Below are 14,083 nucleotides of genomic sequence, written 5' to 3'. Positions count from 1 at the left end.
CTGCCTTGCTGCCCTCGACCGAATTATGAACCATCTTCTTTCTAATTCGCTTCGTTATGGTAGAGACGGCGGAATGATTGATATTGGGGTTCGTGAAGAGGATGAACGCGTATGGGTCGATGTCTGGGGTCGAGGCATCTCGGAGATGGATTTGCCACATATATTCGAGCATCTTTACACAGGGAAAGCTTCCAGAAACGCTATCAGCAAGGCCAAATTCATGTTATTAGCATCCCAAATGAAAAGACCAGCTTTTCCTTCTTCTTGCCTAAGGTAACTTAAGGAAAACGTAAGAAATAGTTAAATCGATTTTAAATCCTATTCTATATAATTAAATCCAACCAAAGTGAATACTTACGGATCAGTTTTTGCTTTGCAAAACGTGTAGGAGGTTGGAGACAAATGGAATACATTTTGGAAACAAGCGGCCTTACAAAAAAGTATAAAGATCACACGGTAGTCGACAGTATTAACATCTCCTTGAAGAGAGGAGAAATCTACGGCTTTCTCGGTCAGAATGGTGCTGGTAAAACGACGACAATTTGAATGATTATGGGTCTCATACAACCCACATCGGGCCAAATTGAGTTGTTCGGGCAGAAAGTGGAGTCGGATCGTAGGGCTGCTTTTGAACGTATCGGCTCGATGATTGAAATGCCGGGATTTTATCCAAATCTGACTGCTGTAGAGAACTTGGACATTCACCGCCGAATGATGGGCATGGGGAACAAAGCGAGCATTGAAGAGTCACTGGAACAAGCGGGCTTACTGGATGCCCGCAATAAAAGAGTGAAAAGCTTCTCACTAGGGATGAAGCAGCGTCTTGGCATTGCCCGTTCCCTATTGCATCATCCAGAGCTGCTTATTCTCGATGAGCCTACGAACGGCTTGGACCCAGCTGGAATAAAAGAAATTCGCAATTTAATTATTAAGCTGGCCTCAAAGCATCATATTGCAGTTCTGGTATCGAGTCATATCTTAAGCGAAGTTCAGCAGATGGCTACGATACTAGGTATTATTCATAATGGAAAATTAGTTGAGGAAATAGAACAACAAGTTCTACAGATGAAAAATAGGCATTGTGTTGAGTTCAAAGTAAGCAATGATCGCCAAGCGGTCATGCTGCTGGAACAGAAGCTGCACATTCATGACTACTCTGTCCCCGAGCCAGGGATTGTAAGAGTGTTCGAACAGCTATCTGAATCGGCAATGATTAATCGAACACTGGTGGAGAATGGCATAGATGTAGTGGAAATCACCTGGAGGATTATTTCCTAAGCTTGACGGGGGGTGGTCTAAGTGCTTAATGTTCTCTATACCGAATTACTGAAACTGAAGCGATCAAACATCCTCTGGTTAACGATCATCGGCGCTATGCTTCCAGCGCTAATAGCAACTTTCGGGGAACTTAAGTCGATGGTTTGGACTAACCTTTTAACTAATAATCTTTTGTTTCTTAACATAATGATTGGGCCGATGTTGTTATCGATGCTCTCTGGATATGTTGTAGTTCGAGAGTACAGTGATAGTACGGTTAATCAACTTTTGGTATATCCTTATCGCCGCGTTACGATTTTAATTGGAAAAATGGTCGTTATCCTTCTTCTATCAGTTACGATATTTGTATTGAATTATTTATTCATTTGGTTGTCAGGCAGCTTAATAGGCAGTCAATCGATTACGGGAGAACTCTTTTGGAAATATACCGATACGTACCTATGGATGCTGGCACTGCAAGCTCTGCTGATCCCAATGACGATGACCGCCGGGATCGTTGGCAAAAGCTTCATCCCTCCAGTTGTGCTTGGGATCATTGCCATTCTCATTAATATGATGGCAATTCAAGGAGTCGAAGACCATATTCCAGATCGCATTACTTTGGTAAGTTATTTCCCTTTCGGTTCAATGATTGTACTACTGCTCGAGATGATTAAATCAAACGTGGATATCGCTGTTCTTAACCCTTTGTATCCCAGTGGAATAATTTTTGTATTATTCTTCATATTCAATGCGCTTTATTATACGAAATCTGAGGTTCATAGCGGCTCTTAATTTTTCGATCCTATCGGTCGATAGTTTTAGGAACAGCCCCTCCACGAAACGGTAGAAGGGGCTGTCCCGATTAGCTCATCATATGCTTAACTAATTCTCGATTACGCTTTTTGAAAACTTCATTATGCGAAGATACCATGCCGCTCTTCTCTGCATCCGGTTGAATATATTGCTTCGCTTTGTTAACAGCGTTCGCTGCATCTTGGAATGCCCCAGCGATTAAATGCAATTTCCCATCGTGCTTCAAAATATCCCCAGCAGCATAAAGTCCATCTATCGAAGATTCGCTAGCGGAGTTGCCTGAAATATAAAAATTATCTTCAAGCATAATATTCAATTCGCTTTTTTCCAGCAATGTACTGTCTCGTTCATAACCATGATTAATAATTACTTCATCGATCGGCAGATAGGTAACCTCATCTGTCTCATGATTTGTCAGTACAACACGTTCAATAGCCTCGTGATTAGCGCAAGCGATTAATTTTGTAATCGACGTATTCAGGAAACAAACAACAGAGCTGTTCATTAGCTGTTTTACTTGTGATTCATGGCCCGTGAGCGCATCTTTTCTGTAGGTTAAATAAACTTGTTTGGCTACTGGCTCTAATTCATTGGCCCAGTCGATTGCAGAATTTCCCCCACCTGAAATAATCACCGTCTTGTCCTTGAAACGTTTTAAAGACTTCACGGTATAATTTAAATTCGAGACCTCATATCTCTCCGCGCCTTCAATCTCTAGCCTCTGCGGACTCAATATTCCCCCGCCAACAGCCACAATAACCGTTTTCGAAAAATGTTCTTGGCCCGAAGCTGCTTTTAATACAAAAATACCTTCTTCATTACGCGTGATCGACTCTACCTTTTCATTCAACACGACTTCAGGATGAAACGTTAATCCTTGCTCCACAAGCTTTTCAATGAGTATTGATCCTGGAATTGGCGTATGCCCTCCAACATCCCAAATCATTTTCTCAGGATATACATGAACTTTACCTCCTAGTTGTGTTTGAAACTCAATAAGCTTTGTCTTCATTTCTCTAAGTCCACTATAAAAAGCTGAGTACAGCCCTGCTGGGCCTCCCCCAATAATTGTCACATCAAATAGATCCTGTTGTTCCATGTCCTCACTCCTTAGCAATTAATGTAACTGATTATCATTCTCAATTAAATATACGTCGTTTCTTTCCCTTTTACAATCTTAAGCACATGTTGACAAATTAAATGCATGGCATTAAAGTGTGTAATATGTTGATTTTGATAATCATTATCACTAACTAGTTGCGCATTTATTTTTTATCCATGGAGGTTACATAATGGTTCGCCTATATACAGATGAACTAAACATTGGTTATGGTGAACGTTTAATTGTCAAAAATCTCAGTGTAGAGTTTCCAGATAAAAAAATCACTACAATTATCGGGGCAAACGGCTGCGGGAAATCCACGCTATTAAAAGCAACCACTCGCATTATCTCGCATCATTCTGGATCCATCATTCTAGATGGAGAGCTTATTACAAAAGAAAGTACAAAAATACTGGCTAGGAAGATGGCTATTCTACCACAAGCACCAGAGAGTGCAAGCGGGTTAACCGTGGGTGAACTAGTCTCTTATGGTCGCTTTCCGTATCAAACAGGCTTCGGCCGCTTAGCGAAGAGGGATTATGAGGTAATCGATTGGGCACTTGAAGTCACTGGAACCAAAGACTTTAAGTATCGGCCCGTCGATGCGCTATCGGGAGGTCAACGACAACGCGTTTGGATCGCTATGGCGCTTGCACAAGAGACAGAAATTATTTTCCTAGATGAGCCTACAACCTATTTGGATTTGGCACATCAATTAGAGGTTCTGGAGCTTTTGCAGAAATTAAATCTGGAACAGGAACGTACCATTGTCATGGTGCTTCATGATTTAAATCAGGCTGCTCGTTTTGCTGACTATATAATCGCTTTAAAGGACGGCGAAATCGTGAAGGCAGGAAGCTGCGAAGAAGTAATGACGCATGAGGTATTAAAGCAAGTGTTCCATATTGATGCGGAAATCGGACGCGATCCTCGAACCAACAAACCAATGTGTTTCACATACAATTTATTAAAGGGAGACTAACAGCATGAAAAAACTACTCGTTCCATTCCTACTATTGATCGTCTTAACAATTAGTGCCTGCAATAGCGCAACAACCAAACAAGAGAGCAACCCAACTAAGGCTGAGAATAAAGCAACAACAATTACCTACCAGTCTGAAAATGGTCCCATTGATGTTCCGAGCAATCCACAGCGCGTCGTGGTCCTCTCATCTTTCACAGGGAACGTAATGGCTCTAAATGTAAAGCTTGTCGGTGTAGACTCTTGGTCGAAAATGAATCCGCGCTTTGAGAAAGCATTAAAAGATGTTCAAGAGGTATCCGATGAAAGCTTAGAAAAAATTATCGAATTAAAGCCTGATCTAATCATCGGCCTCTCCGATACTAAAAACATTGATAAATTAAAACAGATTGCTCCTACTGTGACATATACATACGCAAAGGTAGACTATCTAACCCAACAACTAGAGATCGGCAAACTTTTGAATAAAGAGAAAGAAGCTAAAACTTGGATTGATGACTTCAAAAAACGAGCACAGAAAGCTGGAGAGGACATTAAGGCGAAAATTGGGGCTGACAAAACAATTTCTGTCATTGAAAGCTCCGACAAACAGCTCTACGTCTTCGGGAACAACTGGGGCCGCGGCACCGAAATTCTTTATCAGGAAATGAAGCTGGAGATGCCTAAAAAAGTGAAAGAAATGGCTTTAAAAGACGGTTTCTATGCCTTGTCCTTAGAGGTTCTTCCTCAATATGCAGGTGACTATGTCATTCTCAGTAAAAACCCGGATGCTGATAATTCATTCCAACAAACAGATACGTACAAAAACATGCCCGCTGTTAAAAACAAACAATTATTTGAAGTAAATGCGAAAGAATTCTACTTCAATGATCCACTAACCCTAGATTACCAACTTGAATACTTCATTAAAAACTTACTAGGTAAATAAAGCTACAAAGGAGGAATTCTTTCATTGAGAATTCCTCCTTATCTTATACAAAGAAAAGATGAGACTGATGAATACACAAAATCAACGTTCCATCCCCTATGGATATAAACTAATTGCTGGAATCCTTGTGTTTGTGGGTATGTTTGTTCTTGCCATGGTGTTCGGAGCAGCAGACACTACCTTCCAAGATGTATGGCTAGCTCTAACCTCATCTGCCTCCGGCGATCAAATTTCCATCATCCGTGAGATTCGTTTGCCGCGTGAAGTTGCAGGAATTTTTGTTGGGGCCGCACTGGCGGTTTCCGGTGCCATCATGCAAGGAATGACGAGAAACCCGCTGGCTGACCCAGGCTTACTTGGTTTAACTGCCGGAGCCAATGCCGCGCTCGCGTGTACGATTGCATTCATCCCATCCGCCAATTACTTTGGGATTATGATTGCTTGTTTTATTGGAGCTGCCATAGGTGCGACAATGGTCTTCGGGATCGGCGCAATGAAGAAAGGCGGCTTCTCCCCTCTTCGTATTGTGTTGGCCGGAGCCTCTGTTTCTGCGTTCCTCTATGCAATTTCAGAAGGTATCGGCATTTACTTCAAGATTTCAAAAGATGTGTCCATGTGGACAGCTGGAGGAATGATCGGTACTTCTTGGGGCCAGCTCCAAGCCATTGCTCCAATCATTATCATCGGTACGCTTATTTCCTTTATTCTCTCCAAACAGCTTACTATCCTTAGCTTAAGTGAGGAAGTTGCCGTTGGATTAGGCCAAAAGACGCTGCAAATTAAGACGATTCTTTTTATCATTGTTGTCATACTTGCCGGTGCCTCTGTTGCGCTAGTCGGGAATATGGCATTTATCGGTCTATTGATTCCCCATATCGTTCGAGCCGTTGTTGGAACAGATTATCGTTTCATTATTCCAATGTCAGCGATTTTAGGAGCTACTTTCATGCTGTTTGCCGATACGCTTGCACGTACGATCAATTCTCCCTATGAAACGCCTGTGGCCGCAATTGTTGCCATGATGGGTCTACCTTTCTTCCTGTTAATCGAGCGTAAAGGAGGAAAAGCCTTCTCATGATTCATCCTGCTTTAATAAAAAAACAACGACTCCTAGTAGGTGGCGCACTAGCGCTGATAGTGATTACGATCGTTCTCGGAATGGGGATGGGGTATTCCTCTTTATCCTATGACAGACTGCTCCCCACCCTTCTCGGTCAAGGTACGTTTAAAGAGCATTTCGTTTTATTTTCCGTTCGATTACCACGAATCATGATTACCTTGCTAGCAGGGATGGGCCTTGCACTATCTGGCGCTATTTTACAAGGGATTACACAAAACGATTTAGCCGATCCAGGTATTATAGGTATCAACTCTGGAGCTGGCGTTGCCATTGCTGTTTTCTTTTTGTTTTTCCCTATCCATGCAGGCTCATTTGTGTATCTGCTACCGCTTGTCGCATTTATAGGGGCCTTAATCACGGCATGCCTGATCTACGCACTCTCGTATAACAGAAAAGTTGGCCTTCAGCCCGTAAGATTAGTGCTCATTGGGGTCGGGTTTTCAATGGCCCTTTCCGGAATTATGGTTGTTATCATCTCATCTGCTGAACGTACAAAGGTCGATTTTATTTCAAAATGGTTAGCTGGGAGCATTTGGGGAGCTGACTGGCCCTTTATTTGGGCCATTGTTCCGTGGCTGGCCCTGCTCATTCCATTTACTTTATACAAAGCAAATCGTTTGAATCTCCTTGGACTGGGCGAACCCGTCGCCATCGGCGTTGGGGTATCGATTGAAAAGGAGCGCGTCGTTTTACTTCTAACAGCCGTAGCTCTGGCAGCTTCTGCCGTATCTGTCACAGGGGGAATTGCATTTATTGGACTCATGGCTCCACATATCGCAAAAGCTTTAGTTGGACCTAGAAACCAATTATTCATTCCAGTCGCCATTCTGATTGGTGGATGGCTATTATTATTTGCAGATACCATTGGACGCAATATCTTCGACCCTGATGGCATTCCAGCAGGTATTATGGTCGCCTTGATTGGGGCGCCTTATTTTATGTATTTATTGTTGAAGAAATAAGAGGTATGGCTGAGAATTTGTAGAATTACAGATAAAAACCGTTGGGAATGTTCCTTTCCAACGGTTTTAGTTGATTTTCTTTGACTATAGAGTCAACTGCGGCTGCGACTTATTCCGTGCCCTCCTTGCATCCGAAAGCCCAAACTGCAAATAATATAAAAGTAACAGGATACAAACTAGCACGGCACAGACGACAAAGATGTTACTGTACACCAAGCCAGATCTATTTAACAAAAAAGGATTCCATTGTGTTGATGACGCATCAAAATCCAGTATTTTACCAATAACCACCGTCGATATAGCCCCGGCAATAAATATGTTCATTGAAAATAGCCCCATTCCGACTCCAACCTGCTCTTTAACAAGGGTTTGCGAAATCGTATTCGATAGTGAAATTTGCATGAAGGTTTGCCCCAAGTTACCGAGGATTAGGATCAACATGATATAAATGGGTGACATGCCTGCAAAGAGGGATAACAACGTAAAGCAGGCAAGCAGTAGAGAGATTGCTGTATAGACGAGCAATGAATTTCCTTTTGCGTCAGCCAACTTCCCTCCTCTTCTTCCCATGAGAGCCGAAGCAAGAGCCGCAGGGAACATAACGAATCCTATACTGGCAGGGGACAACTGGTTAACATTTGCCAACAACTGAGGAGTTAGGAATGGAATACCCATAACCACGCCGGTGTTAATTAATGTGATTATTAGTCCCATCGTGTAGGCTTTATTTCGAAAAAGTCCGAGTTCTATAAAAGGTTCCACTGCAAATCGAATTCGCAGGATAAAAAGAACGAACAGAACAAGACCGAATATTAAGAACATTGAATTCCCATACGTAATACTCAGCATGAGTAAGGACACCGTCCCGCCCAGTAAGACGCCACCCAAGTAGTCGATGCGACCTGTGTTCCTTTGTTCATCCCCCAAGTACTTCCTAAAGAACGGTAACGTCAAAAGAATGATGATGGACAGCCCGAAGAGAACACGCCAGTTCCCCACACTTGTAACTAATCCCCCAACGATCGGGGCCAATGCATTTCCTAGCGCCATACCGACCGCACTTGTTCCTAAGGCTAGCCCTCTCTTCTCTGGTGAGAAATACCGAATAGGAATAATCATAGCAATAGCTGGAATAACCGCTGCCCCTGCAGCTTGCATCATACGCCCGGCAATTAGCATCCAATATTCACTTGCTATCATTCCCATTAATGACCCAAGGGCAAAAAAAGTTAACCCAAAGGTCAGCAGATTTTTCAGCTTATACTTATCCGCAAGTTTTCCATACATGACCGCGCCTACTGCATAAATAATCAAATATCCAGTGACCACCCAACTCACTTGAGAGGCCGAAAGATGAAAGTCCAAGCGAATCCTTGGGAGAACCACATTATACATCGATGCATTCATAACCGAAATAATAAGTGTAAAGAACAGAACGCGAAGCAGCTTATCGGCCACATCCGGTTTATCAACAGTATGTTGTCTTTTCATCGTCTATTCCTCCAATGTTTGTTATTGATAACTAACATAATAAACAAAAAAATTAGGGCTTTAGCCCCCTAGCGAACGTTTGTACAGAATTCGCGATAAATACATCCTCTGTTATAGCCTTAATATTGGGATTATGAGCTGAAAAGTATCCATGGTTCATGGTCATAAAAGCAACCGCTTGGGCTTCTGGATCGGTATCGATCAGCTCTCCTTTTTCCCGCATTTCGCGAAAGTAACCACCTAACAGTTCTTTCAATTGTTTGGGAATTTCATAAACAAGTTCTGAAATCCAGGGCATCGTGTTCCGCTCCTGCACAGCAATGAAAATAACGGATCGATTTCTATGCATGGATTCATGGTACGTTTTGGCGACTAATAATAAATCTTTATGTAAATCCCAGACGATCTGTTCCTCGAATAGCTTCTTCATCGGTTGGACATAAGAGTACTTGTTAATAGCTGCTTCTAATACACCATTTTTTGTTCCAAAATGCCTAAACACTGTCATCTCACTAACTCCTGAAGCTAATGCAATATCTTTCATCGTTACGGACTTGAATCCCGCTTCTTCAAACAACGCTATGGCGGCAGCAAGAATCTTATCTGAGGTGCTTAATTCATTATTTCCCACGATTTCACTTCTTTCAAAATGTTAGTTATCACTAACATACATAATAATGTTTCTAAGCTTTCCTGTCAACAGCTTCATCAACAACCACCATACGTACTGATACATTTAAAAAAAGAAAATTGTTAGATTTTTTTGCTTCTATTCCAGCATTTTTACTAAGCTTTGCCGTTAGCATGACCGATATATGAAGAATAGACAACTTGTTTACTACTATAGGAGGATTCTTCACATGAAATTTCGGTTAAAATCACTAAGAACAAAGCTAATTATTCTCTGCCTATTTATTCTACTGGTCCCCACAGTCGTTATTGGAATAAGTACGTACCAGTCTTCAAAGGCTAAATTAGACGAAGTAGGGAAAAGTCAACTTAAACAAAGCGTAAAGTCTGTTATCGGAATGATTAATGTCATGAATGCACAAGTAGAGGAGGGTAAGCTTACCCTCGAAGATGCGCAAGAGAGAGTTCGACAAGAGTTGCTAGGCAAAAAGAATGAGAAAAATGCTCGTACGATCAAACCTGAATATACGGTTGGTAAAACAGGATACCCTTGGGCTGCCAATAAGGATGCAATTTCTGTTATGAATCCTTCTAATGAGGGAACAAACTTAACGGATGTTAAGACCGAAGACGGTGTGATGCTGGGAAAAGAAATTGTTAGAATAGGTACAAGCGGTGGTGGATTCCTAACTTATAAATGGAAGTTAGCCAATTCGACAGTTATTGAATCTAAAATATCCTATGTTGAGATGGATTCCCATTGGGGATGGATTGTTGGTTCAGGAGCCTATCTTTCCGAGTTTAACAGCGGAGCCACGCATATATTAAACCTTGTTTTACTTATCGGCAGCATTGCGATTCTTGTGGGTACTGTCATTGCCGCTTTTGTTTCAACTCGCTTCACTAAGCCGATTCAGCTCATTGCCAAGAAACTAAATATAGTTGCCACTGGCGATTTTACGGTAGAAGAGGCTAAAGTTAGTTCCAAGGATGAGGTTGGCGAATTGGCCAAAGACTTCAACAACATGATCCATAATATGAAACATTTCATTAGCGAAGTCCACGTGTCTTCTCAACAGGTTGCCAGTTCATCTAGCGATTTAACGACAAGCGCCGAACAAACAAGCAAAGCTACCGAACAAATTACGATAGCTATTCAAGATTCCGCGAATGGAGCCGAAGAACAGCAATTCGCCCTGCAAAGAACAACAACCTCTCTGGAGGAAATATCCGTTGGTATGCAGCGTATCGCCGAAAGTTCTTCAACGATTGCGGAATCTTCTGCGGATACAAGAGAAACCGCTGATCTAGGCGGGATCGCCGTACAAAACACGGTTAAGCAAATGAATTCCATCAGTAAATCGGTAAATGAATCCGATGAAGTCATCAAACTGTTGGAACAGCGGACCCAACAAATCAATGAAATGTTAAACGTAATTACAGACATTTCTACGCAAACTAACCTGTTAGCATTGAACGCGGCTATTGAGGCTGCCCGTGCAGGTGAACATGGACGCGGATTTTCTGTTGTAGCTTCAGAAGTCAGAAAACTAGCGGATCAATCCAATCGTTCCTCAGGTCAAATTTCAACGTTAATCGAAGAAATGCAAAGAAATATGGAACAATCAATTCAAACGATGGGCAAAGTAAAATCAGAAGTCTCAGCTGGGCTTGAAATCGCTAAAGAAACCGAGCTAAGATTTAGTGACATTTCTACTTTAACCAGTCAAATCTCGCAGCAAACGGAAGATTTGGCGAGTATTACGCAACAAATATCAGCTAGTGTACAGGAAATCTCAGCAAGCGGCGAGAATGTTACCAATATTGCAAAGCTCGCTTCAGATAACTCGCAAAGCATTGCTTCTGCTGCTGAGGAGCAGCTAGCTTCGATGGAGGAAGTTACCGGATTATCAGCCACACTGTCTCACATGGCGGGTGATCTGCAGCAATTAATCAGTAAATTTAAGTTCAAATAGTTGTAGCAACCTCCTCATTAATGAAACTAAGAAAACCCGCTAATCGGCAAATTTAGCCGCTTAACGGGTTTTTCGCTATATGTATAGGTAATTTAGAGTAAAACTCTGTTTTCAAGTATATTTTTCAAACTGATATGAGACTTGGAAGGCCCTATCTGTACAAGTGAGTCTTGAAATGCTGCAATTTCCTCTACCGATGAGGTTTGAACCTTGATGAGATAGTTAAACTCTCCACTTATGCGAAACAGGTCGGTTACTTCTTTGGCTGCTTTGCAAAAATCAACTAACTCCTGACAATGCTCTGTCTTGATTAGAATGAAAGTGGTCGTGCCACGATTCAGATTCCTTAAATTAAATTCTGTCAAATATTCAGAAATGATCTTTTTATCCTCCAGCTTGAGAATCCTTTCCTTAACCGAAGGTTGGGACATGGATATCTCTTTGCTGATTTGAGAAACCGACATTCGGGCATTATGCTGGAGCAATTGCATAATTTTTTTATCGATGTCATCAATGAAATAATACATATCAAGCAACCTCCTGCTTCGAATTCACGATAGTAATGTTATTCAATTGAAATAACTTATATTTTAAGCTATTTCACTCTCATTTCCTCATATATTACATGTAATTTTCAATTTAATAGCACTATAATAAAAGCAACTTATGGATGAGGAGAGATTGTGGATGAGCGTAAAAGGTCTTGCTCACGTGGCTATACAAGCCAAGGATTATAAAGCGACTATCGCATTTTATACGCAAGTCTTAGGGTTTAAAGTAGGACATCATTGGAGTCTGCCTTCCTTTCAGATCAAAGAAGCTTCTATGCTGGTTTCGACGGATCAAAGAACTTGCATTGAAATCTTTGATAGCGAAGCCGTTATTCCTGCTCAAGGAACAAAAGCCTCATCTGACGGAGATATCGCTCACGGGGCGTTATTACACTTTGCGTTTTACGTGGATAATGTAGACGACATCTACCAAAAGGCCCTTGCTCACGGGGCAAAACCATATGTAAAACCGAGTCAGCTCTCTCTTGGTGAACCACCGCTTGTGTTAAAGAATGCGGTGATTCACAGCCCAAACGGCGAGGTTATCGAATTTATAGAGGATGTTGATTTCGATAGGTCTAGTAGATAAGAGGCGCCGGTTTACTGCTTCGCTTCGTTCTCAGCTTCCCATCTGGATATTTCATCTCGAACCCGAGGCGCCACCTCTGTCCCCAGCAGCTCGATGGCTTTCATTACATCCTCATGGGGCATCGTACCTAGCGGTACGTGCAGCATAAAACGTGTGATGCCTACGTGTTTACGAAGGTGAATGATTTTGCTGGCAACCGTCTCCGGGTCGCCCACGTACAGCGCTCCTTCAAAGCGGCGCGCAGCATCGTAGCTTGAACGGTCATAATGCCCCCAGCCCCGCTCCTTGCCAATCACATTCATACATGCCTGTGTGGAGGGAAAAAACTTATCGGCCGCAAGCTGGGTATCCTTCGCAATAAAACCGTGCGAGTGTGACGCAACCGGCAGCTGCGATTCGTCATGGCCAGCGTGAGCTGCCGCTTGCTTGTAGAGCTGCACGAGCGGCGCAAACTGTAGTGGACTACCACCAATAATCGCCAGAACAAGCGGCAGTCCGAGCAAGCCTGCACGGATAACAGATTCCTTATTGCCTCCGCTGCCAATCCACACGGGCAAAGGATTCTGAACCGGACGCGGATACACGCCCAATTGATGAATAGCCGGCCGATGCCCACCGCTCCAGGTTACTTTCTCAGAATCCCGTATTTTCAATAACAACGCCAGTTTCTCATCAAAGAGTTCATCGTAGTCATTTAAATCATAGCCAAATAGCGGGAAGGATTCGATAAAAGAACCCCGACCCGCCATAATCTCCGCCCGTCCATTCGAGATTCCATCGAGTGTGGCAAAATCCTGAAACACGCGCACCGGATCGGCAGAAGACAGCACTGTGACTGCACTTGTTAGCCGTATCCGTTTCGTCTGAGACGCAGCCGCAGCCAATAAGACTGCTGGAGAAGATGCCGCATAATCTTTGCGATGATGCTCGCCCACCCCGTATACATCTAAGCCCACCTGATCGGCAAGTACAATTTCCTCGACAACTTCACGCAAACGCTGCGCATGACTCATCACCTCGCCCGTTTGAGCATCCGGCGATGTTTCTACAAACGTGCTCACGCCTATCTCCACTTATAGTCCCTCCTACTTAAATGTTACGTTCTGACCTACATCTTCGTAAGCAAACGCAGACAAAGGGCTTCCAATACAAACTGATCTGTATGATTAAAACTGAATTTAAATCTTTTTAACAAATTCAGACTTTAATTTCATAGCCCCAAAACCATCAATTTTGCAATCAATATCATGATCGCCGTCAATTAAACGAATATTTTTCACTTTTGTACCTATTTTTATGACCAATGAGCTTCCTTTTACTTTAAGATCTTTGATTACCGTTATAGAATCACCATCGTTTAAGACACTTCCATTTGCATCTTTAATGATCTTATTATCTTCACTATTTTCGGTTTCTACTTCTAAAGTCCACTCATGACTGCATTCCGGGCAAACAAAAAGACTTCCGTCTTCGTAGGTGTATTCAGACTTACATTTTGGGCAGTTTGGCAAATTAGACATTATTTTAAATTCTCCATTCATTATTGTTACTTGTAATTTAGAAGCGTCTTCCCCTATCGATAGATCTACCTCCAAGCTCACCTTGAAGTTAGCCTTACAAGTATATTTGATATTCGGCCATGATTCCACTCCATATGACAATAGGTACTGAACTGCACA

Annotated in this window: 15 protein-coding genes and 1 pseudogene; 9 read left to right on the top strand and 7 right to left on the bottom strand. The window is 42.3% G+C overall.

What is annotated here, in order from left to right:
* Positions 1–22: 22 nt before the first annotated feature.
* From GK047_RS15165 to GK047_RS15155, 3 genes and pseudogenes are all read left to right on the top strand, one after another.
* Complete coding sequence (locus GK047_RS15165) at positions 23–277, top strand: ATP-binding protein (protein WP_346010349.1); 255 nt, start codon at positions 23–25, stop codon at positions 275–277.
* A 125-nt stretch (positions 278–402) separates the two neighbouring features.
* A pseudogene (locus tag GK047_RS30655) lies at positions 403–1,307 on the top strand (ABC transporter ATP-binding protein).
* Positions 1,300–2,052: an ABC transporter permease gene (locus tag GK047_RS15155; RefSeq protein ID WP_163948155.1), complete on the top strand. Its 753-nt coding sequence runs from the start codon at positions 1,300–1,302 to the stop codon at positions 2,050–2,052. Before GK047_RS30655 ends, GK047_RS15155 begins: the two are co-directional and overlap by 8 nt.
* 70 nt (positions 2,053–2,122) lie before the next feature.
* On the opposite strand, the gene GK047_RS15150 is transcribed toward GK047_RS15155, so the two are convergent.
* On the bottom strand, positions 2,123–3,172 hold the full coding sequence (locus GK047_RS15150; protein ID WP_163948154.1) for an NAD(P)/FAD-dependent oxidoreductase: 1,050 nt from the start codon (positions 3,170–3,172) through the stop codon (positions 2,123–2,125).
* Positions 3,173–3,365: 193 nt separating this feature from the next.
* Here GK047_RS15150 and GK047_RS15145 point away from each other — a divergent pair, with 193 nt between their 5' ends.
* From GK047_RS15145 to GK047_RS15130, 4 genes are all read left to right on the top strand, one after another.
* Complete coding sequence (locus GK047_RS15145) at positions 3,366–4,157, top strand: ABC transporter ATP-binding protein (protein WP_163948152.1); 792 nt, start codon at positions 3,366–3,368, stop codon at positions 4,155–4,157.
* A 4-nt stretch (positions 4,158–4,161) separates the two neighbouring features.
* Positions 4,162–5,085 (top strand): iron-hydroxamate ABC transporter substrate-binding protein, encoded by a 924-nt coding sequence (locus GK047_RS15140; protein ID WP_163948150.1) that lies wholly within the window; start codon positions 4,162–4,164, stop codon positions 5,083–5,085.
* Positions 5,086–5,152: 67 nt separating this feature from the next.
* Positions 5,153–6,163 (top strand): FecCD family ABC transporter permease, encoded by a 1,011-nt coding sequence (locus tag GK047_RS15135; RefSeq protein WP_163948148.1) that lies wholly within the window; start codon positions 5,153–5,155, stop codon positions 6,161–6,163.
* Positions 6,160–7,167 carry a FecCD family ABC transporter permease gene (locus GK047_RS15130; RefSeq protein WP_163948147.1) on the top strand — a complete coding sequence of 336 codons (1,008 nt, stop codon included), beginning with the start codon at positions 6,160–6,162 and terminating at the stop codon, positions 7,165–7,167. The genes GK047_RS15135 and GK047_RS15130 overlap by 4 nt, the downstream gene beginning before the upstream one ends.
* Positions 7,168–7,251: 84 nt before the next feature.
* Here the strand turns inward: GK047_RS15130 and GK047_RS15125 are convergent, their stop codons facing one another.
* From GK047_RS15125 to GK047_RS30170, 3 genes are read right to left on the bottom strand one after another with little or no spacing between them, the layout of a single operon-like run.
* A complete protein-coding gene (locus tag GK047_RS15125) occupies positions 7,252–8,658 on the bottom strand; it encodes an MFS transporter (protein WP_163948145.1) in 1,407 nt (468 codons plus the stop codon).
* A gap of 52 nt (positions 8,659–8,710) precedes the next feature.
* The gene (locus GK047_RS15120; protein ID WP_346010344.1) at positions 8,711–9,289 is read right to left on the bottom strand and encodes a TetR/AcrR family transcriptional regulator; all 579 of its coding nucleotides are present in this window, start codon (positions 9,287–9,289) and stop codon (positions 8,711–8,713) included.
* A 52-nt stretch (positions 9,290–9,341) separates the two neighbouring features.
* Positions 9,342–9,464, bottom strand: a complete 123-nt coding sequence (locus tag GK047_RS30170; RefSeq protein ID WP_275901677.1) for a hypothetical protein — start codon at positions 9,462–9,464, stop codon at positions 9,342–9,344.
* A gap of 54 nt (positions 9,465–9,518) precedes the next feature.
* Here GK047_RS30170 and GK047_RS15115 point away from each other — a divergent pair, with 54 nt between their 5' ends.
* Positions 9,519–11,264 (top strand): methyl-accepting chemotaxis protein, encoded by a 1,746-nt coding sequence (locus GK047_RS15115; RefSeq protein WP_163948143.1) that lies wholly within the window; start codon positions 9,519–9,521, stop codon positions 11,262–11,264.
* A gap of 92 nt (positions 11,265–11,356) precedes the next feature.
* Here GK047_RS15115 and GK047_RS15110 read toward each other — a convergent pair whose 3' ends face one another.
* Positions 11,357–11,791, bottom strand: a complete 435-nt coding sequence (locus tag GK047_RS15110) for an Lrp/AsnC family transcriptional regulator (protein WP_163948140.1) — start codon at positions 11,789–11,791, stop codon at positions 11,357–11,359.
* A 160-nt stretch (positions 11,792–11,951) separates the two neighbouring features.
* Between GK047_RS15110 and GK047_RS15105 the strand changes: the two genes are divergently transcribed.
* Positions 11,952–12,404, top strand: coding sequence for a VOC family protein (locus GK047_RS15105; protein ID WP_163948139.1), 453 nt, complete (start codon positions 11,952–11,954; stop codon positions 12,402–12,404).
* Positions 12,405–12,415: 11 nt separating this feature from the next.
* Here the strand turns inward: GK047_RS15105 and GK047_RS15100 are convergent, their stop codons facing one another.
* Entirely contained in the window at positions 12,416–13,477 is a 1,062-nt protein-coding gene (locus GK047_RS15100) for an Atu2307/SP_0267 family LLM class monooxygenase (protein WP_163948137.1), read from the bottom strand.
* 105 nt (positions 13,478–13,582) lie between these two features.
* On the bottom strand, positions 13,583–13,924 hold the full coding sequence (locus tag GK047_RS15095) for a zinc ribbon domain-containing protein YjdM (RefSeq protein ID WP_163948842.1): 342 nt from the start codon (positions 13,922–13,924) through the stop codon (positions 13,583–13,585).
* Between the last annotated feature and the right edge of the window lie 159 nt (positions 13,925–14,083).

This window comes from Paenibacillus sp. SYP-B3998, assembly GCF_010820665.1.
In the GTDB taxonomy this organism is placed as follows: domain Bacteria; phylum Bacillota; class Bacilli; order Paenibacillales; family NBRC-103111; genus Paenibacillus_E.
The sequence above is the reverse complement of the archived record's forward strand: the minus strand, read 5'-3'. Positions and strand labels throughout refer to the sequence as shown.

Bases quoted from the DNA above. Each gene is read 5' to 3' on its own strand.
- GK047_RS15135 (WP_163948148.1), top strand. From the start codon at position 5,153: ATGAATACACAAAATCAACGTTCCATCCCCTATGGATATAAACTAATT.
- GK047_RS15095 (WP_163948842.1), bottom strand. From the start codon at position 13,924: ATGTCTAATTTGCCAAACTGCCCAAAATGTAAGTCTGAATACACCTAC.
- GK047_RS15110 (WP_163948140.1), bottom strand. From the start codon at position 11,791: ATGTATTATTTCATTGATGACATCGATAAAAAAATTATGCAATTGCTC.
- GK047_RS15130 (WP_163948147.1), top strand. From the start codon at position 6,160: ATGATTCATCCTGCTTTAATAAAAAAACAACGACTCCTAGTAGGTGGC.
- GK047_RS15140 (WP_163948150.1), top strand. From the start codon at position 4,162: ATGAAAAAACTACTCGTTCCATTCCTACTATTGATCGTCTTAACAATT.
- GK047_RS15105 (WP_163948139.1), top strand. From the start codon at position 11,952: ATGAGCGTAAAAGGTCTTGCTCACGTGGCTATACAAGCCAAGGATTAT.
- GK047_RS15115 (WP_163948143.1), top strand. From the start codon at position 9,519: ATGAAATTTCGGTTAAAATCACTAAGAACAAAGCTAATTATTCTCTGC.
- GK047_RS30170 (WP_275901677.1), bottom strand. From the start codon at position 9,464: ATGCTAACGGCAAAGCTTAGTAAAAATGCTGGAATAGAAGCAAAAAAA.
- GK047_RS15125 (WP_163948145.1), bottom strand. From the start codon at position 8,658: ATGAAAAGACAACATACTGTTGATAAACCGGATGTGGCCGATAAGCTG.
- GK047_RS15145 (WP_163948152.1), top strand. From the start codon at position 3,366: ATGGTTCGCCTATATACAGATGAACTAAACATTGGTTATGGTGAACGT.
- GK047_RS15150 (WP_163948154.1), bottom strand. From the start codon at position 3,172: ATGGAACAACAGGATCTATTTGATGTGACAATTATTGGGGGAGGCCCA.